At 62.2% G+C, this 18,280-nt stretch carries 19 protein-coding genes and 2 pseudogenes; 13 read left to right on the top strand and 8 right to left on the bottom strand.

Annotation, left to right across the window (positions count from 1 at the left end; genetic code table 11):
- Nucleotides 1–197: 197 nt before the first annotated feature.
- The 6 genes and pseudogenes from BM060_RS33810 to BM060_RS32670 form a co-directional block, all read left to right on the top strand.
- Nucleotides 198–560: pseudogene (locus BM060_RS33810) on the top strand (EndoU domain-containing protein); the annotation flags it as partial.
- A 5-nt stretch (nt 561–565) separates the two neighbouring features.
- A complete protein-coding gene (locus BM060_RS27745; RefSeq protein ID WP_074985066.1) occupies nt 566–820 on the top strand; it encodes a MafI family immunity protein in 255 nt (84 codons plus the stop codon).
- A 126-nt stretch (nt 821–946) separates the two neighbouring features.
- Complete coding sequence (locus BM060_RS33625) at nt 947–1,072, top strand: hypothetical protein (protein ID WP_159458831.1); 126 nt, start codon at nt 947–949, stop codon at nt 1,070–1,072.
- Nucleotides 1,073–1,702: 630 nt separating this feature from the next.
- Nucleotides 1,703–2,293, top strand: coding sequence for a hypothetical protein (locus BM060_RS27740; RefSeq protein WP_074985063.1), 591 nt, complete (start codon nt 1,703–1,705; stop codon nt 2,291–2,293).
- Between the two features lie 337 nt (nt 2,294–2,630).
- Nucleotides 2,631–3,032 carry a hypothetical protein gene (locus tag BM060_RS32675; protein WP_135499813.1) on the top strand — a complete coding sequence of 134 codons (402 nt, stop codon included), beginning with the start codon at nt 2,631–2,633 and terminating at the stop codon, nt 3,030–3,032.
- A gap of 356 nt (nt 3,033–3,388) precedes the next feature.
- Complete coding sequence (locus tag BM060_RS32670) at nt 3,389–3,931, top strand: hypothetical protein (RefSeq protein WP_135499814.1); 543 nt, start codon at nt 3,389–3,391, stop codon at nt 3,929–3,931.
- A gap of 99 nt (nt 3,932–4,030) precedes the next feature.
- Here the strand turns inward: BM060_RS32670 and BM060_RS27730 are convergent, their stop codons facing one another.
- Nucleotides 4,031–4,483 (bottom strand): BRO-N domain-containing protein, encoded by a 453-nt coding sequence (locus BM060_RS27730; protein WP_074985060.1) that lies wholly within the window; start codon nt 4,481–4,483, stop codon nt 4,031–4,033.
- A gap of 356 nt (nt 4,484–4,839) precedes the next feature.
- Complete coding sequence (locus BM060_RS27725) at nt 4,840–6,375, bottom strand: cyclic-di-GMP receptor FimW-related protein (protein WP_074985057.1); 1,536 nt, start codon at nt 6,373–6,375, stop codon at nt 4,840–4,842.
- A 577-nt stretch (nt 6,376–6,952) separates the two neighbouring features.
- Here BM060_RS27725 and BM060_RS27720 point away from each other — a divergent pair.
- From BM060_RS27720 to BM060_RS27710, 3 genes are read left to right on the top strand one after another with little or no spacing between them, the layout of a single operon-like run.
- Nucleotides 6,953–7,630, top strand: a complete 678-nt coding sequence (locus BM060_RS27720) for a CsgG/HfaB family protein (protein WP_009613369.1) — start codon at nt 6,953–6,955, stop codon at nt 7,628–7,630.
- Between the two features lie 30 nt (nt 7,631–7,660).
- A complete protein-coding gene (locus tag BM060_RS27715) occupies nt 7,661–8,032 on the top strand; it encodes a DUF4810 domain-containing protein (protein WP_074985142.1) in 372 nt (123 codons plus the stop codon).
- Entirely contained in the window at nt 8,032–8,691 is a 660-nt protein-coding gene (locus BM060_RS27710; RefSeq protein WP_074985054.1) for a DUF799 domain-containing protein, read from the top strand. Before BM060_RS27715 ends, BM060_RS27710 begins: the two co-directional genes overlap by 1 nt.
- Nucleotides 8,692–8,839: 148 nt before the next feature.
- Here the strand turns inward: BM060_RS27710 and BM060_RS33805 are convergent, their stop codons facing one another.
- From BM060_RS33805 to BM060_RS27700, 3 genes and pseudogenes are all read right to left on the bottom strand, one after another.
- On the bottom strand, nt 8,840–9,703 hold the full coding sequence (locus BM060_RS33805) for a methyl-accepting chemotaxis protein (RefSeq protein WP_407072426.1): 864 nt from the start codon (nt 9,701–9,703) through the stop codon (nt 8,840–8,842).
- Nucleotides 9,695–10,624 (bottom strand): annotated as a pseudogene (locus BM060_RS33800) (methyl-accepting chemotaxis protein); the annotation flags it as partial. The pseudogene BM060_RS33800 and the gene BM060_RS33805, both read right to left, overlap by 9 nt.
- A 308-nt stretch (nt 10,625–10,932) precedes the next feature.
- Nucleotides 10,933–11,178, bottom strand: coding sequence for a DUF6868 family protein (locus tag BM060_RS27700; RefSeq protein WP_074985049.1), 246 nt, complete (start codon nt 11,176–11,178; stop codon nt 10,933–10,935).
- A 252-nt stretch (nt 11,179–11,430) separates the two neighbouring features.
- Between BM060_RS27700 and BM060_RS27695 the strand changes: the two genes are divergently transcribed.
- Nucleotides 11,431–12,732: an MFS transporter gene (locus tag BM060_RS27695; RefSeq protein WP_074985046.1), complete on the top strand. Its 1,302-nt coding sequence runs from the start codon at nt 11,431–11,433 to the stop codon at nt 12,730–12,732.
- Nucleotides 12,733–12,801: 69 nt separating this feature from the next.
- Here BM060_RS27695 and BM060_RS27690 read toward each other — a convergent pair whose 3' ends face one another.
- Nucleotides 12,802–13,443 carry a phage infection protein gene (locus BM060_RS27690; RefSeq protein ID WP_074985043.1) on the bottom strand — a complete coding sequence of 214 codons (642 nt, stop codon included), beginning with the start codon at nt 13,441–13,443 and terminating at the stop codon, nt 12,802–12,804.
- 520 nt (nt 13,444–13,963) lie between these two features.
- Here BM060_RS27690 and BM060_RS27685 point away from each other — a divergent pair.
- Nucleotides 13,964–16,036: an AsmA family protein gene (locus BM060_RS27685; protein ID WP_074985041.1), complete on the top strand. Its 2,073-nt coding sequence runs from the start codon at nt 13,964–13,966 to the stop codon at nt 16,034–16,036.
- A 1-nt stretch (nt 16,037) separates the two neighbouring features.
- Here the strand turns inward: BM060_RS27685 and BM060_RS27680 are convergent, their stop codons facing one another.
- Complete coding sequence (locus BM060_RS27680) at nt 16,038–16,493, bottom strand: GyrI-like domain-containing protein (protein ID WP_074985038.1); 456 nt, start codon at nt 16,491–16,493, stop codon at nt 16,038–16,040.
- A gap of 113 nt (nt 16,494–16,606) precedes the next feature.
- Here BM060_RS27680 and BM060_RS27675 point away from each other — a divergent pair, with 113 nt between their 5' ends.
- Nucleotides 16,607–16,861 (top strand): hypothetical protein, encoded by a 255-nt coding sequence (locus BM060_RS27675; RefSeq protein ID WP_074985035.1) that lies wholly within the window; start codon nt 16,607–16,609, stop codon nt 16,859–16,861.
- Between the two features lie 16 nt (nt 16,862–16,877).
- Here the strand turns inward: BM060_RS27675 and osmE are convergent, their stop codons facing one another.
- A complete protein-coding gene (gene osmE, locus BM060_RS27670; RefSeq protein WP_074985033.1) occupies nt 16,878–17,228 on the bottom strand; it encodes an osmotically-inducible lipoprotein OsmE in 351 nt (116 codons plus the stop codon).
- A gap of 783 nt (nt 17,229–18,011) precedes the next feature.
- Here osmE and BM060_RS27665 point away from each other — a divergent pair.
- Nucleotides 18,012–18,280, top strand: a 269-nt coding sequence (locus tag BM060_RS27665; protein ID WP_143096597.1) for a transposase, incomplete at its 3' end; no start/stop codon positions are given.

Below are 18,280 nucleotides of genomic sequence, written 5' to 3'. Positions count from 1 at the left end.
AGGCCACCATTGCGGTAGCTGAGATGGGTATCGGCGAAGCACTGCCTGCCGGGGTGGCGGGCACGGTGGGGGCAAAACTCACTCTGGAGCAGGCGACTAAGATTCGTGTTGCCCAAGAGGTGGAGAGACAGACGGGGCAGAAGCTTTCGGCTGATGCGGTAGAGACTATTCTGGCTGGTGGAAGAGCGAAAACAACTGGGCAAGGTTACGTTGACATTCTCTCTCCTGAAGCCAAGCAACATATTCTCTACGGTGATAAGCCTGGTAGCGGTGGACATATGTGGCCAGGGCAGGAGGGGAAAACTGTTTTTCCAGAAGGTTGGTCAGCAGATAAGATTGTTCACGAAATTGGAGATGTTGTGACGTCTCCAGAGACTAAATGGTATGCGCAAACTGGGACAGGTGGGATTTATACGGCTAAGGGAGATCCGGCAAAATGGGTGGCTTATGAAGTTCGTGATGGTGTGCGCATGCGAATTGTATACCAGCCAGCTACAGGGAAGGTAATTACTGCGTTCCCTGATGACGCTCCTGTACCACCTTATAAGCCAATTAAGTAGGTTTTATGTTTGCAGATCGTATTGTGAAGTTTGGGGCTAGATTTGAGGGGCGTTTGAGTGCTGATCTTCTTAAGGGTGCCTTGGATTATGTCGCGTATAACGAAGAGGGTCTAGCGTTCGAGATATTGTGTGATCATATCTGTGAGTATGATGTTTCTATAACGGATGAAGAGTATAGTGAGGCGGTTAAACTGGCTCGAGATTTGGGGCTGAATATGGATGAGGGGCCATTTAAACATTTGCTGGGGCTGAAGGAGTAGAGCAAAAGTTGGTAGAGCGAAAAGAGCGAAAAGGGGACACGAAAAGGGGACAGATTTATTTTTCCTACTCTAAAGCTGGCTGACTGGACAGGATTAGGGTGTGATAAATAAATCTGTTCCCTTTTTTTGGAAAAAGCAGATATTGTTCCATTGGATGATAGGAATCTACCCCCTGCCAACCAGAACACAGTTAACTCATGGATAAAGGGGTTCACTCCTGAACAGCAGAGCAAGATTGTTATTTTGAGGTGAGTTATGGCGATGTTCATTTCTATAGGTGAAGGAAGTGGCCCACCTGGTGCAGGGTGGTCTACTTCTGGAGGGGTGTTTGATTGTATCGTTGAGGAAACCAGGAGCCTGTTTAAAGTTGATGAACAGTGCTGTCTGAAGGCAGTTTATACTCCGCTTGATGAACAAGGGCAGAACTTTATCGTTCTGGACTATGTTGATGAAGGCTGCTTTAACTTGTTTTATTCTCATTGCAAGAAAGCAATGGGCGAGTTCCCGCTTTCGGAAAGAGCGAAGATAGTTCCGGAAAGTCACATTCCTGGGATTCTATGGAACTGGTCTGAGGTTCTAAGGCTCATGAGGGAAGACCCCCGATACCGAGAAACGGTATAAATAACGACCGAAAAGGGGACAAATTTATTTCTCCTATTCTAGGGCTGGCTGACTGGGCAGGATTAGGGTATGAGAAATAAATCTGTCCCCTTTTCGCTTTCTTTTCGCTTAAAGTGCAGCTGATCTTGAGTCTTTAGGGTTGCGAATTATTCAGGATGGTCCTTTAGATGCTCGCTTCGCGGGGCAAACTTTTTTACGTACAGATGGTGGTGTCATTACTAATTTAGATAGTATGAAAACCATAGTTTTAGAGAAAGTAAGATGATGATTTCAGCGGATTTTGATTCTCTCGTTACGTTTGATTGTACGTACGGAGATTGTGTTGTTAAAGATGGGGTTGTTCGGGTCTTTGTCGAGAAGGGGTTGATGCTTAAAAGATCAAAGTTGATCAGAGAGGGCGAGCTAACTCAAATTGTTGAGTGTGAAGAGGATGAATGTTCTAAAGTGGAAAACATTTTTCCGGTTCACTATATATATGATCCCGCTAGAGATGCTGAATATGTTGAATGGGAGCTTGTAGATGGGCTTTTAAATGCTCGTAATAAGAATGGAGAATGGGTTGAATATAAAAGTAAAGAGGAAAGTTCATATGCTATGCATGAGTATGTTGGGGGGTGTTGGCTTGTATTCTTGGGTGTGAGTTTTTCGAGGCGAGTCATTTGTCAGTATTCGTCCGACCGTACATCGCCTTCCGGTACTGAGTTCGTGCAAGAGATTGGCCACAGGTCTGTGGGTAGAGGGATGGTTAAAGAGTATTTTCTTGAGGGGGTAATCGGTGTTTCGCCTGGGCCGGGATGGATGAGTCTGGAAATCTGTGCGGAGTCGTTTCATATAGAGATCTCTGATCGTTAAGGCAAGAAACGGAATGGACCGTTATTGTGGGGATGTCGAAAAGGGGGCAGATTTATTTTTCCTACTCTAAAGCTGGCTGACTGGACAGGATTAGGGTGTGATAAATAAATCTGTCCCCTTTTTTGTCCGGTAAGTAGTGTTGTTTTTTCAATAAAAATAGCCCCGGCACTGCCGGGACAGAAAAGGGGATTCATTTTTCTAATCTAAAACTGATCTGGCGGGCAGGACTAGGGTAATGAAAATAAATCTTTCCCCTTTTTTGGGGTTATCCAAGTCGCTCAACTGTCGATCTCTACACTAACTGCTCATTTGTAAATTACTATAGGGAAATTCAAATATGACTGAGGCGCACGATCCAAAAGTACTAGCGTTCCGTGTGCAACGTTTGCGCAAGACGCCTCGTAACTGGACATACTGGATTGCAGGCTTCACCGCTGCGAATGGAATATTTCTGATCATGCACCATGATGTGGTGATTCTTGCCGGCTTAATTTTGCCATTCGCTATTCCTGGTGCTGCGCTGCACTTGATTGCAGCTGCCACTCTTGCCGCTATCGCTTACGCTTCGAGAGTAATCCCCAGGATTCTGGTCGTTCCGCTGACTGTATATATAGCTGACACACTGTTTGCCTTTTATGTTAAGTCTTGGTCTGGCCTGGCTATGCATTTGGTTGTGTTTGCATTTATTGGCTTCTCGTTTCTAGGTATGCGGGCGCTTAAAGCGTTGGAAGCCAAGTAAAAGAATAGCGAATCGGTATCTCCTGGCGAGATGCAAGACTGAAAAACTAAAAAGGGAGGTGAGTTTGTTTTTCTATTATTAAGTTGATTCAGTGGCCAGGGTTAGAGCGTGGTGAGAATAACTTATTCCCGCGTTTTGCAGTTTTCAGCGTTGGCGAAAATTGGAGTGGAAGGTTATTGCTTTTTACTTTTCTTTTTTCTTGGGGGTGGGTTATGAGGAAGCTATTTTTTCTGTGTATTGTCCTAAATCTGGTAGCTTGCACTGCCACTACAAAAACCAATGTTCGCAATGAGGCAGAAGCTGAACGATTTGACCCAGCGAGTATGGCCCGTATTCGGCTGATTACCGGTGATCAAATGATCAAAGGGGGTTATGTCAGCGGATTCAGTTGTGAAAAGTTCTTCAACGAAGCTACTGAGAACCGCCCTGCCGAGGAGGTTGGCTGGAAACCAGCCCGCGAAGATTCGACGGGTATTCCTCCATTCCGTGCTTCTGATAAGCAGAACAATGTCATTGGCATGCCTGAAAGCAAGGCAACCAAAGTCATTAATGAATCCAAGTTCTACTATGATGAGTATGCTGTGCCGGCGAATCGGCCTTTGATCGTCAGGTTTACCATGGGCGGTCCAGGGTCGGTGTACTGCAGCCCCAAACCGGTTGTGTTCACACCGCAGGCTGGAAAGGATTATGAGCTTCAATACGAGTACCTCAGGATTCAGAACAATCAGCCCGGTTGTATTCTCGCTGTACGCAGACTCAATACTATTGGCGCTGCTGTCCTCGAGACTCCCATAGCGCCGCAGTATTGCTCAGAAGACGGGCAAGGAGGCTATAAGACGCTTGATCCGTTCCAGGGACGTGAGCACTTGAGAATGCCGGAAGCATCCATTATTCCCTGATCCTGATATTGAGCACGAAAAGGGAGATAGGCTTATCTTTCTACTTTCAGAGAATAAGCCCATCCCCTTTTTCCTGAACCAGTAAATAGCCGCTCCCCCTCACCTATCCAGCATCAACCTCGGCATCTCCTCCAGCGGCACCCACAGTTCCCCTTGCCAATCCAGCAACATCACCCGGCGTGCCTGCCAGCTCATCAGTACGCGGCGGGGTGTGTGGTCGTCGGGGGTGTGTTGGTCGCGCAGGGTGGGGATGACTTCGCGGCTCAGCCATTGGTCCAGGTGCTGGCTTTCCGGGTGGCCGAAGCGGACCAGGGCCTTGTAGAGGCCGGCTTCGTTGATCATGTCGAGCGGTTCTTCGCTGTCGGTGGCGTAGCGGACGTGGATGCGGCGGGTTTCGTGGGGGCGGAAGCGGTGGTGGAAACGCTGGGGGTAGCCGAAGCCGAGGAGGCGGGCGAGGTCCTGGGCGGCGAACCAGGGTTGGTTGTCGATCATCACGCCGCGCAGGGGGCGGCCGTGGCGAATGAAGGTGGTTGGGGTGTATGCGTCGTGCATGGCTGGTGCTCCTACTGATTGCGTTGAAGCCACTTCCCGTCGCTGTCATTCGAAGGGAGGTGGAACGTGCGGGGTTGACAGACCGGCAGTAGGACCCGGCAGACCCGGAGGTCTCCCCGCACGATCCACCATGGAAGCGTTGCAGAAATTTCCGCAAGCGTGCGAGGGCGTGTGAAAAGCATTCGCCGTTTTCACATGCACTTTGGTGGCTGCATCGCGCCTACTGAGTTGGGCTGTCAAACCCGGCCACGGGACTGACCGTAGCCGGGGCAGGATAGGCAGGTCGCTGGAGCGGCGGAAGACGGATAATTTCCGAAATTCCCTGTAGGACAGGCCTTGGCGACAAGGCGGCGGATTTATCCCGGGCTGCCAGCCGGCTCTGCCTCCACCTCGATGTCCAGGCGCTGCAATTTGAAGCAGGCCGGTTCCACTCCGCCGTCCTGCGCCTCGCCGAGCAGGGCGATGTAGCGGCTTTCAGCCTCTTCCACCAGCAGCTTCTTGCCGCTGGCCAGCGGTAGCGTGGGGCAGAGGATGCGTGTCGTGCCGGCGTCGTCCAGCAGCAGGGCGTTGCGTGGGGCGCTTTCCTGCAGTTTGCTGCGCAGGGTGATGCGGCAGGCGCGGGGATGTTTCGAGAGCCAGGTGAGGGTGAGCAGGGCTTGGCCGTTGCCTGCCGGGGTTGCCCTGTCGACGCGCGCCAGTTGCCAGGGCGCTTCGGAGCCGGGGCGGATGCCGAGCAGGTCTCCGGCCTTGGGCGGTGGGGGCTCGCCGTTGCTCCAGAGCGCGGATACGCCGTTGGAAAGGGGCGTGACCTGGCTCAGCGCTATGACCGGGGGCCGCTCGGCGGCGCTTTCGTTGGGGGACTCGAATTCGATGGGCTCCAGGTGCGGCACTTCTTCGTCGAGCCCGCCCCGGCCGTCGCTGTGGATTGCCCAGACGTCCTGCGCCTTGGCCTGGAGGGCGAAGTGGCGGGCGTCCAGGGCGGCCTCGTCCTTGCCGGCGCCCAGGTGCTCCAGGAGTACGCCGAAGCCGTGGCAGGCTTCCCAGTCGGCGCCGGGCGGCTGGCCGCGCCAGCTGCGCAGCAGGTGGTCCTTGAGGTCGAACCCCTCTTTGGCGCCGCCGAGGCCCTTGAAGTGCTGCATCACCTTGAGCGCTTCGTCCAGTTGCAGGGCCTGGTGGCCCTCGGTGGCGGGCGTCTTGTCGATGTCGAGGAACGCTTGGTCGCGGTCGCTGGCGACGATCCAGCGGTCCGTGTCGCGGGCATTGTCCAGGCGGGCTGTCGAGGCGAGCGTTTCCAGGGATTCGATCAGCACCTGCAGGGCTTCCCCGGGCATCTGCAGGGGAGCGGAGCTGGCCAGCAGCAACGCGCCGAGGTAGCCGCGGCTGATGCTCTGGCTGCGGGCTTCCGGGATTTCCGGGTCCTTCACGTCGATGTCCTGCAGCGACGCCTGCCGGGCCTTGGCGTAGAGGCGATGGAGCAGGCGCCAGAAACCGGCCGGTGCCTCCTGGCCGTTGAGCAGGGCGCTGAAGTGGATTTCCTGGGCGCTGCGCAGCGTGCGCTGCAAGAGCAGTGCCTTGAGTTGCGCCTCGGCGCATTCGCCCCGGGCCAGGGCCCAGTAGCCCTGGATCAGCCGGCGGTGCAGGGCGGCGATGAGTTGCGCCGCCTTGTCCGCCCGCCGTCGCTCGGTGCTGCCCCGTCGGTCGCCGAGCAATTCGGCGAGGTTGTGCCCCAGGTCGAAGACTTCCGCTCGCGAACGCTCCAGTTGCTTGAGGCGTGTGGCTGGCGGCAGGCGTGCGGAGTCCAGGTCGACCAGGCGGTGGTAGAGGGTTCGTGTCCGGGTTGCCAGGTAGGCAACGTCGGGGCGCCGGGTGGCGTCGTTCGACTGCGTTTTCATCGCGGAAGGCTCTAGGTTGCGGTTCTCCAGAACTTGCCCGGAGACTGCTTGCTTCGCTATGCGATGGGTTTAGGACACATCTGAAAAACGCTGGGGAAAGGGCTTTTTGCATGGACTGTTGCGCGTCGGCGTGCTCGCAAGGGCCAGGAGCCCTGTGCTGGAGCCGCGGTTCCGTCCACTGCGCGAAGAGGATTTCTTGAGGCACTTCTGATTCCACGTAGGTGGCGTGGGTGGTGGCTCAATGCTTGTGTTTTAATGGCGCGGCCAGGTAACAAGATGTTTTCGAAGGATCGACGGGATGCAGTTCATTCCCACAGGCTGGATGCCAGGCCTTGTCTCGCCTCCTCCTGCCGTTCACGCCGGTACGTCCTGTAGCGGCTGCGTTTCCCGTGCTCGAACTTTCCTTCCTCGCATGCCTGCGCGCATGGGTTCCGCCGTGCGCGTCGGGTGCCCGGGCCCATCGTGGTTCCGGTTGCCATGGTGGCTCGATGGCATTGCCTGGCCATTGAGAGGATGGCCGTCGGCATTGGCTGGCGGCCCTGTTTATTGGATTTCCGAGGGGGAATGCAGTGTGAAGATGAAAATGTCCCGGGGCTTGTTGTTGGGCGTGGCGTCCGCCGCCCTGCTGACGGTCGGCGGTTGTGCCACGGAAAGCTCCAGGGCGCTGCCGGTGCAGCAGGTGGAGAGCGTCAACAAGCCGTATTCCGGCGTGCGTTCGCCCATTGCGGTGGGCAAGTTCGATAACCGCTCCAGCTATATGCGGGGCATCTTCTCCGATGGCGTCGACCGCCTTGGCGGCCAGGCCAAGACCATCCTGATCACCCATCTGCAGCAGACCAACCGCTTCAACGTGCTGGACCGCGACAACATGAGCGAGATCCAGCAGGAGGCCGCTATCAAGGGCCAGGCCCAGCAGCTCAAGGGCGCCGACTATGTGGTGACCGGCGATGTCACCGAATTCGGTCGCAAGGAGGTCGGCGACCGCCAGCTGTTCGGCATTCTCGGGCGCGGCAAGACCCAGGTGGCCTATGCCAAGGTCGCGCTGAACATCGTCAACATCAGCACCTCCGAGGTCGTCTATTCCTCGCAGGGGGCGGGCGAGTACGAGTTGTCGAACCGCGAGATCATCGGCTTCGGCGGCACCGCCAGTTATGACTCCACGCTCAACGGCAAGGTCCTCGACCTGGCCATGCGCGAGGCGGTGAACAAGCTGGTGAACGCGGTGGACAGCGGCGCCTGGAACCCGGCCCGATAACCCGAAGGAAAGCAGGGAGTAGTGATGTTCATGGGTAAGAACTTTGTTTCCAGGGGCTGCCTGGTGGCGCTGGTGTGCGCAGGCGTGGCGTCGCTTGCCGGGTGTTCCTCGCCGAAGACGCTGTACCAGTGGGAAAGCTACCAGTCCCAGGTCCACGACTATTTCACCAGCGAGGCGAAGGAGGCGCAGGCCGAGGCGCTGGAGCGCGACCTGCAGAAGATCGCCGCCACCGACGGCCATGTTCCGCCGGGCTATCACGCGCAACTGGGCCTGTTGTATTCGAGCCTGGGCAAGGACGACCAGATGGTCCAGCAGTTCAATACCGAGAAGGCGCTGTTCCCGGAGTCGTCGGCCTACATGGATTTTCTGCTGAAGAACGCAAGGCAGGGAGGTAGCAAGTGATGTGGAACCCGATCAAGACTCTGCTGGCCCTGTTTGCGCTGGCGCTGCTCGCCGGTTGTGCGCCGCAGAAGACCGTCGACTACTCCGCCTACAAGCAGGCCCGGCCGCGCTCGATCCTGGTGCTGCCGCCGCTGAACGATTCGCCGGACGTGAAGGCGACCTACAGCATGCTCTCGCAGGTGACCTTCCCGCTCGCCGAGGCCGGTTACTACGTGCTGCCGGTGGCGCTGGTGGCCGAGACGTTCCGCCAGAACGGCCTCTCCACCCCGGCGGACATCCATGCGGTGTCCCCGGCGAAGCTGCAGGAAATCTTCGGCGCGGATGCGGCCCTGTACATCACCGTGACCCAGTACGGCACCAGCTACATGGTGCTGAGCAGCGCGACCGTGGTGACCGCCGGGGCCAAGCTGGTGGACCTGAAGACCGGCACCACCCTGTGGACGGGAAGCGCCACCGCCTCCAGCGAGGAGGGCAGCAGCAATAACAACGGCGGCCTGCTGGGCATGCTGATCACCGCGGCGGTCAAGCAGATCATCAGCAGCGCCCAGGATGATGCCGGCTACCCCATCGCCGGGGTCACCAGCCAGCGCCTGCTGTCCGCCGGGCAACCGGGTGCGCTGTTGTACGGCCCGCGCTCGCCGAAGTACGGCACCGACTGACCCGTCGAGGCCGGGCGAAGGGATGAGGTTGTCTCTTCTGCCGCCGGCAAGGATGGGCCCGGCGTCCCTGCCATGACCCATCCACCCTCAGCAAGGGCCCGCCCAGCTTTCGCCGGGCGGGCCTGGCGGGGGAATCAGACGATTCTGATCAGACGCGGAAATGGCTCACCAGCGTCTGCAGCTGCCCGCCCAGGCGCGCCAGCTCCACGCTGGAGGCGGCGACTTCCTCGCTGGCCGCGGCGGTCTGTTCGGAGACGTCGCGCACGCTGACCACGCTGCGGCTGATTTCCTCGGCCACGGCGCTTTGTTCCTCGGCCGCTGTGGCGATCTGCTGGTTCATCGCCTGGATGTTCGACACGGTGCGGGTGATGCTGCCCAGGGATTCGCCGGCCTGGCGGCTCAGGGCCACGCTGCTGGCGGTCAGTTCGCGGCTGCCGAGCATGACGCTGGAGACCTGGCGGGTGCCGCTCTGCAGGCCGGCGACCAGGGCTTCGATCTCTTCGGTGGACTGCTGGGTGCGCTGGGCCAGGGCGCGGACTTCGTCGGCCACCACGGCGAAGCCGCGGCCGGCTTCCCCGGCGCGGGCGGCTTCGATGGCGGCGTTGAGGGCCAGCAGGTTGGTTTGCTCGGCCACCGACTTGATCACGTCCATGACCTTGCCGATCTTCTCGCTCTCCTGTTCCAGGCGCTGCATGGCGTCGGCGGAGCGTTCCACTTCCTCGGCCAGGCGCTCGATCTGTTCCACGGCCTGGTTCACCACGCGGTCGCCGTCGTGGGCCTCGCGGTCGGCGGCGGACGCGGCCTGGGAAGCCTGCTCGGCATTGCGCGCCACTTCCTGCACGGTGGCGGACATTTCGTGCATGGCGGTGGCCACCTGGTCGGTTTCCACCTTCTGGCTGTTGGCGCCGGCGCTGGTCTGCTCGGTGACCGCCGAAAGCTCTTCGGCGGCGCTGGCGATCTGCGTCACGCCATCGCGGATGCCGCCGATCAGATCGCGCAGGCTGTGGCTCATGCGCTGCATGCTCTGTTGCAGGCGGCCGAGTTCGTCGCGGCGCTCGACCTGGATGTCGCGGGACAGGTCGCCGGCGGCGATGCGGTCGACCACTTCCATGGTGGCGTGCAGCGGGTGGGTGATCTGCCGGGTGATGACCACCGCGGCCAGGCCGCCCAGCACCAGGGCCAGCAGGGTGAAGAGCACCTGCAGGTTGCGGGCGCGGGCGCTTTCGATGTCGCGGCGGTCCAGTTGCAGCTGGTAGAGCGATTCGCTGAGCTTGACGATGTCCTGGCCCTGGGTGGTCATTTCCTTGCGCGCCTGGACGATGGCGGCCATGTTCGCCCGCAGGGCCTGCACGCCCTCGCGGTAGCCGCGCAGCGCAGCGCCCAGTTGCTGCACGCGGGCCGCCAGGTCGGGGCCGAGGGTGCTTTCCAGCGTCGGCAGGCTGGCGAGGCTTTCGTCCAGGTGGCGGGTGACGCCGTCGCCATCGCGGGACAGGGCGGTGGCCAGGTAGTCGCGCACGTCGTAGCGGGCCTGCAGCAGGTCCTCGCGGGTGCGGCTGATGGCCTGGTAGCGGGCGGCGCGTTCTTCGTCGGCCGGGGCCTTGAGCACGTCTTCCTGCAGTTGCGCGGTCAGCTCGCCGGCGCGGGCGGCCTCGCCTTCCAGGGCGCGGCGGGTGGCGCTGGCGTTCTGGTAGCCGCTGCGCATGGCGGCCAGGGATTTCTCGTAGTCGGCGATGACGCCGCCCAACTGGTCGAGCATGCGCACGTTCTCGGGGCTGACGAAGTAGCCGCGCAGTTTCTGCTGGTGCGCCTTGAATTCGCCCAGGGCGCTCATGACGGCGCCGGCTTCCTGCTCGCCGCCGTCGGCGATCATGTATTGCAGGCGGGTGATGCGCAGCTTGGTGAGGCGGGCGTTGAGCTCGGTGATGTCGCTCATCCAGTTGCTGCGGTCGATCAGCGAGCCCAGGCCGACCCAGCTGACCACGGCGAGGATGGCGGTAAACGCCAGGGCCACGCCGAAGCCGAGGGCCAACTTGAGGTTCACGCTCAGGTTGGATATCCAGCTATGCATTGACGATCTCCAAAGAAGGTTCGGTGAAGGCAGGCCATTCGGAGATTGTTCTTGTCGAGGCCATGGCGAGGCGAACCGCGCCAGGGAGGAGTTATCGGCAGGGCATGGCGGAACCGTAGGAAAAAGTGAGAAAAATCTGACGCCAGAAACGAGGCGCGCCGTTCCGGGGGCAGTCAGCCCCCGGTTATCCACAGCGCCAGCAGCGGCACCAGGTTGAGCAGCAGGATGCCGATCTTGTACACCGCCATGCCGCCATAGTGCAGGGCGTCGAAGGCTTCCCGGCTCAGCTCGAACCAGTGCCTGTGCAGGCGGTACAGGCCCTCGTGGGCCAGGCTGAAGGCGCCGAACCAGAGCAGCAGCACGGCGTAGTTGAGCAGCAGGCACCAGAGCAGGAACTCCTGCGGGTCTTTTATGTTCATGGCAACCTCCCGGGGTGTTTTCCATTCGAGGGCGTCTGCGTCGGACGGTTCCGACACTCGCCGAACGTCGCGGCCAATGGCGGGGCGGCCGGCCGCCGTGGATAATGCGCCGCTGCCGTGCCGCGGCTTTGCGGCGTGGCCCGCGGCCGGTTCCCGCGCGGTGGTGGTCGCCCCGCTGCGCCCGTGGTTTCCCGGCCCCTCTCCCTGGTCCTCTCGTCCGCCGTGCGCAGCGTCGCCCGGCGAGGTAGCCCCATGTTCAGCCCGCTCGTCACCTTCCCCGCGCTCTACACCGCCACCCTCCTGATGCTGGCCGGCTCCGGCCTGTTCACCACCTACATGGGCCTGCGCCTGACTGCCGAGGGCGCCGGCGACCTGTGGGTCGGCGGCCTGATGGCGGCCTACTACTTCGGCCTGGTCTGCGGCGGCAAGTTCGGCCACAAGCTGATCGCCGGCTTCGGCCACATCCGTTCCTACGTGGCCTGCGCAGGCCTGGCCACGGTGATCGTGCTGCTGCACGCGCTCATCGACACCCTGGCGGTCTGGGTGGCGCTGCGCTTCGTGATGGGCGCGGTGATGATGAACCAGTACATGGTGATCGAGAGCTGGCTCAACGAGCAGGCCGAAGGGCACCAGCGTGGCAAGGTGTTCGCCGGCTACATGGTCGCGGTGGACCTCGGCCTGGTGCTCGGCCAGGGCCTGCTGGCGGCGAGCCCGGCGCTGGACTACAAACCGCTGCTGCTGGTGGCGATCTGCTTCTCCGCCTGCCTGATCCCGCTGGCGCTGACGCGCCGGGTGCACCCGGCCAAGCTGGTGGCGGCGCCGCTGGAGATCGGCTTCTTCTGGAAGCGCGTGCCGCAGTCGCTGGGCACCATCTTCGTCGCCGGCCTGATGGTCGGCGCCTTCTACGGCCTGGCGCCGGTGTACGCCAACCGCAACGGGCTGGACACCTCGCAGTCGAGCCTGTTCGTCGGCATGTGCATCGTCGCCGGCTTCTGCGCGCAGTGGCCGCTGGGCTGGCTGTCGGACCGCGTCAACCGCAGCTGGCTGATCCGCGGCAACGCGCTGCTGCTGTGCGTGGCCGCCGCGCCGATGTGGGGGCTGATCCAGCTGCCCTACTGGGCGCTGCTGGCCAACGGCTTCGTCACCGGCATGCTGCTGTTCACCCTCTACCCGCTGGCGGTGGCCCTGGCCAACGACCACGTCGAGCAGCCGCGGCGCGTGGCGCTTTCGGCCATGCTGCTGACCACCTACGGGGTGGGCGCGTGCATCGGCCCGCTGTTCGCCGGCGCGCTGATGAGCCACTTCGGCCCGGGCATGTTCTACATGCTGGTGTCGGCCTATGCGCTGCTGCTGATCTTCTGGGTGCAGCCCCGGCGCGTCACCGGCATCCACCGCGTCGACGAGGCGCCGCTGCACCACGTGGCCATGCCCGACACCGTCAGCCCCATGGCCGCCACCCTCGACCCGCGGGTGGAAGAGGTGCCGGAAGAGCTGGTGGTGGAGGCCCCGCCGAGCATCGGCCGCTCCGACGGCTCGCCCGACCAGGCGAGCTGACCCGCAGAAATGAGAAAGCCCGGCGAATGCCGGGCTTTTCTTTCACCTTGCGGTGTACTGCGCGTTGCTTCAGACCTGACGGAAGTGGGCGTTGAAGACGGTGTCGCCACCGGATTCGGCAACGCTCATGGCGCCGTGCAGACGGTCGATGGTGTGGCTGCTGCCGTTTTCGGCCACGCGGGCTTCCTCGCTACCCATCTGTTTGTGCAGACGGTCGATGGTGTTGGAGCTGCCGTTCTCGGCTACGCGGGCTTCTTCACCCATTTGCTTGTGCAGACGGTCGATGGTCTGGCTGCTGCCGTTCTCGGCGACACGGGCTTCTTCACCACCCATTTGTTTGTGCAGGCGGTCGATGGTGTTGGAGCTGCCGTTCTCGGCTACGCGGGCCTCTTCACCCATCTGCTGGTGCAGGCGGTCGATGGTGCGGCTGCTGCCGTTCTCGGCCACGCGGGCTTCTTCACCCATTTGCTTGTGCAGGCGGTCGATGGTCTGGCTGCTGCCGTTTTCCGAAACACGGACCTGCTCGCTCAGTTGCTTGTGCAGGCGCTCGATGGTCTGGCCGCTGCCGTTCTCGGCGACGCGGGCCTGCATTTGCTGGTGCAGACGGTCGACGCTGTAGGAGGAACCGTTCTCGGCCACTTGCGGGGCGGCGAAGGCGAGGTTGGCGGCGATCAGGGAAAGGGCGAAACCGAAGGTGAGAGTGCGTTTCATGATGTTTGGCTCCTGGAGGAAAGGGGTGTTGTTCTGGACACGGAGCCAGTATCCAATCTGGATTATCGATTTGAAAACGAAGCCGGGTAATGGTCGCTATCGATGGCGATGATGTTTAATTTATCGTTTTAAAAACAATAAGTTGATTGTGAATATTGACTTCTATCAATGGCCTCGATGGGGTGTATCGACGTGATTGTTAATATCTGTCGATTAGATGAATCTACCAACGCGAAAGGCCAGGGCTATCGCCGCAAGCGGCCCGGTCGCTCGCTAAGCCGCATGCCAGAGCGGTTGCGCCTGTTTCAGGGGGCATGTCGTCGGCAGGCTCCTGCTCCCGGGCAGGCTTTCTCCGGCGCGGGCGATGCCGGCGTGCGGTCGGGGTGGCGTGCTACGGTGGGGAAGCGTTCGATTTTCCGCCCCGGCGATTTTTCCGGCATTTCGCCGGCGTCCTGCGGTCCAACCCGGTAGAAGAGCCTGCCTGGGCGCACCCAACCGACGCGGCGACAAGGAGTTCTGCATGACGCGCGGCGCAAAAATCTGCCTGTTCAGCCTTGCCGGCCTGCTCACCCTGCTGGTGGCGGCGCTGGCGTTCATCGCCACCTTCGACTGGAATCGCGTGCGGCCGTTGATCAACGACAAGGTCTCCGCCGCCATCGGCCGCCCCTTCGCTATCAACGGCGAGTTGCAGGTGCTCTGGCAGCGCGAGCCGCAGGAGGGCGGCTGGCGCGCCTGGGTGCCCTGGCCGCACTTCGCCGCCAGCGACATCACCCTGGGCAACCCCGACTGGGCGCAGGGCAAGACCCGCGCGGCCGAGTTCGCCAGCCTCAAGCACGTGGAGTTCCGCCTTTCGCCGCTGCCGCTGCTGTGGCACCAGGTGGTGATCCCGCAGGTGCGCCTGACGCAGCCCAGCGCCGACCTGCTGCGCCTGGCCGACGGCCGCGCCAACTGGACCTTCACCCTGCCGGCCAAGGAGGAGGGGCAGCCCGAGGAGCCCACGCCCTGGTCCCTGGCCATCGGCGAGATCGGCTTCGACAAGGGCCGCGTGGGCTTCGACGACCAGACCCTGAAGACGCGCCTGGAAGTGCTGGTGGACAGCCTCGGCAAGCCGGTGCCCTTCGCCCAGCTGGCCGGCAAGGCGCTGGGCGGCGAACAGGCGGCGGCCACTCAGGACTACGTGTTCGGCTGGAAGGTGCGCGGCACCTACAAGGGCCTGCCGCTGGCCGGTGAGGGCAAGGTGGGCGGCGTGCTGGCCCTGGAGGACGCCAGCCGGCCGTTCCCGCTGCAGGCCGAGGTGAAGGTGGGCGACACCCGCGCCGCGGTGGTCGGCACCCTCACCGATCCGCTGCACCTGGGCGCCCTGGACCTGCGCCTGAAGCTGGCCGGCACCAGCATGGCCAACCTCTACCCGCTGACCGGCGTGACCCTGCCGGACACCCCGGCCTATTCCACCGACGGCCGCCTGCGCGCGCAGCTGCACGAGCCGGCCGGCGCGCGCTTCGAGTACCAGAACTTCAACGGCAAGGTCGGCGAGAGCGACCTGCACGGCAGCCTGACCTTCGTCAACGGCCAGCCGCGGCCGCGGCTCAGCGGCAAGCTGACCTCCGAGCAACTGCGCATGGCCGACCTCGGCCCGCTGATCGGCGCTGACAGCAACGCGCAGAAGCAGGCGCGCGGCCAGAGTACCCGCCAGCCGGCGGACAAGGTGCTGCCGGTGGAGGAATTCCGCACCGAGCGCTGGCGCGCCATGGACGCCGACGTGGAGTTCGCCGGCAAGCGCATCGTCCACAGCGACAAACTGCCGATCAGCGACCTGCAGACCCACCTGCGCCTGGAGAACGGCCTGCTGCGCCTGGACCCGCTGCGCTTCGGCGTGGCCGGCGGCAGCCTGACCGCGCAGATCCGCCTGGACGGCGGCAAGGCGCCGATGCAGAGCCGGGTGCAACTGCAGGCCCGCGGCTTCAAGCTGAAGCAGCTGTTCCCCAGCTTCGCGCCCATGCAGACCAGCTTCGGCGAACTCAACGGCGACGCCGCCCTGGCCGGCACCGGCAACTCGGTGGCGGCCATCCTCGGCGGCGCCAACGGCGAGCTCAAGCTGCTGATCAACGACGGGCGGATCAGCAAGGGGTTGATGGAGATCGCCGGGCTGAACGTCGGCAACTACCTGGTGGCCAAGCTGTTCGGCGACGACGACGTGAAGATCAACTGCGCGGCGGCCGACGTCGGCATCACCAAGGGCCTGGCCCAGCCGCGGATCTTCGCCTTCGATACCGAGAACGCCATCATCAACGTCGAGGGCACCAGCAACCTCGCCACCGAGCAGCTGGACCTGGACATCATTCCCCACAGCAAGGGCGTGCGGCTGTTCTCGCTGCGCTCGCCGCTGTACGTGCAGGGCACTTTCAAGAACCCGAAGGCCGGGGTGCATGCCGGCCCGCTGATCGCCCGCGGCGCCGGCATGGTCGCCCTGGGCGTGGCGGCGGGGCCGGCGGCCGGGCTGCTGGCGCTGATCGCGCCGAGCAAGAGCGAGGACAACCAGTGCGCCGCCCTGCTGGCGCAGATGAAGCAGCCGGCCCGGGCGCCGAAGCGCTGAGTCAGTAGATGGGGATGTACAGGTCGGTTTCCGAGGTGGCGTCGTCCGGCCCGTGGAAGCGCTCGGTGTAGCGCTCGAAGGACGGCGCGTGGCGCGGCTCCAGCCCGCGCTGGGGCAGCAGCTCGGCGTGGATGCGCTGGAAGCTGTCGGCGATGCCTTCCACCGGCCCGATATGAGTGAACACGGCATACTTCTGCGCCGGCACTTCGAACTTCACCATGCCCTCGGGTACCGTTGTACCCGGCGCCACCGGCAGCCCGGCGACGTAGTGGAAGACGCCGCCGGCGGCCTGGGCGCAGATGCCATAGGCGCTGCGGTCGTCGGCCAGCGCGGCGACCTCATGCTCGCGCGGCAGGAAGCGCTGCCAGAGCTGGCCGATGCTGCCGTCCTGGCCGTCGCCACGGTATTCCAAGCCCACCACGCTGAAGGCGGGCAATTCGACGATGCGCTGTTTCATGAGGTCCTCTCCTGTTTCCTGCTCGCATGATAGACGGCAGCGACAAAGGCTGAATATTTTTCGCAACGCCAGGTCCATTGCTCTGTTCCCCCCCTTTGCAGAAGGAGATTGCCATGCCTCGCAACGGTACGCAGGGCCACACGGCGCGCCATGAGAAGCAGCGGGCGCACGTTCAGGCGCAGTACGGGAAGCTGGGCCTGAGCCCGGAAGAGGTGGACGCCCTGGCCAGGCTCGCCCGGCGCAGCAAGCCGGCCGTCGAGAAGTTGCTGGGCATGACGCGCAAGGAGTTGCTGGCGCGCGCGACCCGCGCAGGTGTGCGCGGGCGCTGGCGGATGACCAAGGCCGAGCTGGTGGCGGCGCTCAGCTGAGCGCCGCCCGCCAGCCTCAGGGGTGCGCGTCGCGGTCGTGGCGGTCGCGTTCGGAACAACTGAGGAAGCCGGTCCCGTCGACCTTGCCCTGGTCGTCGAAGGTCACGTAGTAGGGCTGCTCGCGGCCGTCCTTGTTGAGGATGTAGCTGTTGCAGCTACCAGCCTTGTACGCCCGCGCCTGGCTGCTGGACGGCGGGCCGCCGACGCGCAGCACCTCATCCTTGCTCATGCCGTCGTGCACGTCGCGCACCAGCGGCGCGTCGCGGTAGGTCACCAGGTTGACCGGGTTCTGCACCCGGGTGGATTCATGGGAACAGCCCGCGAGCAGGGCCAGGGCGGTGACGGTCAGCAGGGCTTGCCGGTACATGGGGCCTCCTTGTCGGCTCGGACCTGTGGGTGGTGCTGTTTCGAGTCGGGGGTGGGGAGGGGAGTTCGAAAAAACTGGGGGAGGAGGCGTATAACCGCGAACGGTTATACGCCCTACGGGGGAGGTGACTTGTAGGAGCGAGCTTGCTCGCGAACGGAGTTTCCAGGTGGCTTGGGTATTTTGGCTCGACTCCGCTCCCTCTCCCCGGCCCTCGGCTGCGCGCCCCGCCCTGAAGGGAGAGGGGGCTTGTCCGTGCCGAGAGAGGGAATGGTTTCAGCCGGTAGCTTTCGGCGTCGCCGGCTGACTCCAGAACACCAGCGTCTGCCCAACGGTCTCCTCTCCCTTCAGGGAGAGGGTTAGGGAGAGGGTGCTCTACATCCAGCCCCAAAGTCCCCGGTAGGCACGATTCGCGAGCAAGCTCGCTCCTACGAAGAGCCTGCCTCTCAGCCGTAGCGCTTCTTCGCCTCAGCGGTCGCCATCGACGTGGCGAGTGTTGGGTCGCATGGCCGCCACGCTCCGGCGCAGGGCCGGCACGCTGCGTTGGTTTGGGTACAGGCGGTGTCGGGGTGATTGCTTTTGTAGGAGCGAGCTTGCTCGCGAACGGAGTTTCCCGATTGCTCTTGAGCTGGACCTGAGCGCGTTCCCTCTCCCCAGCCCTCTCCCTGAAGGGAGAGGGGGCTAGTCCGTGTCGAGAGGAAGATTGGTTTCAGTCGGTAATTGTGGTGGTTCAATTTCCTCGGACACCTCGATAGGTGGAAAATCCACTGAATAGAGGAGTCATTCATGAGCCGTAAACGCAGAGCATTCGATGCCAGCTTCAAGCTGCAAGTCGTCCAGATGATCAAAGACCAGGGCCTGAGCATTACGCAGGTCTGTCGAGACATGGACCTGGGAGAGACGGCAGTTCGCCGCTGGGTTCAGCAATACGAAGCCGAGCTGTCGGGGCAGGCGGGAGTGGGTAAGCCGTTGACACCCGAGCAGCAGCGGATTCGTCAGTTGGAGGCCGAGAATCGCCAGTTGAAGCAGGACAACGACCTGCTAAAAAAGGCCTC

It is taken from the genome of Pseudomonas citronellolis, assembly GCF_900112375.1.
GTDB lineage: Bacteria > Pseudomonadota > Gammaproteobacteria > Pseudomonadales > Pseudomonadaceae > Pseudomonas > Pseudomonas citronellolis.
The sequence above is the reverse complement of the archived record's forward strand: the minus strand, read 5'-3'. Positions and strand labels throughout refer to the sequence as shown.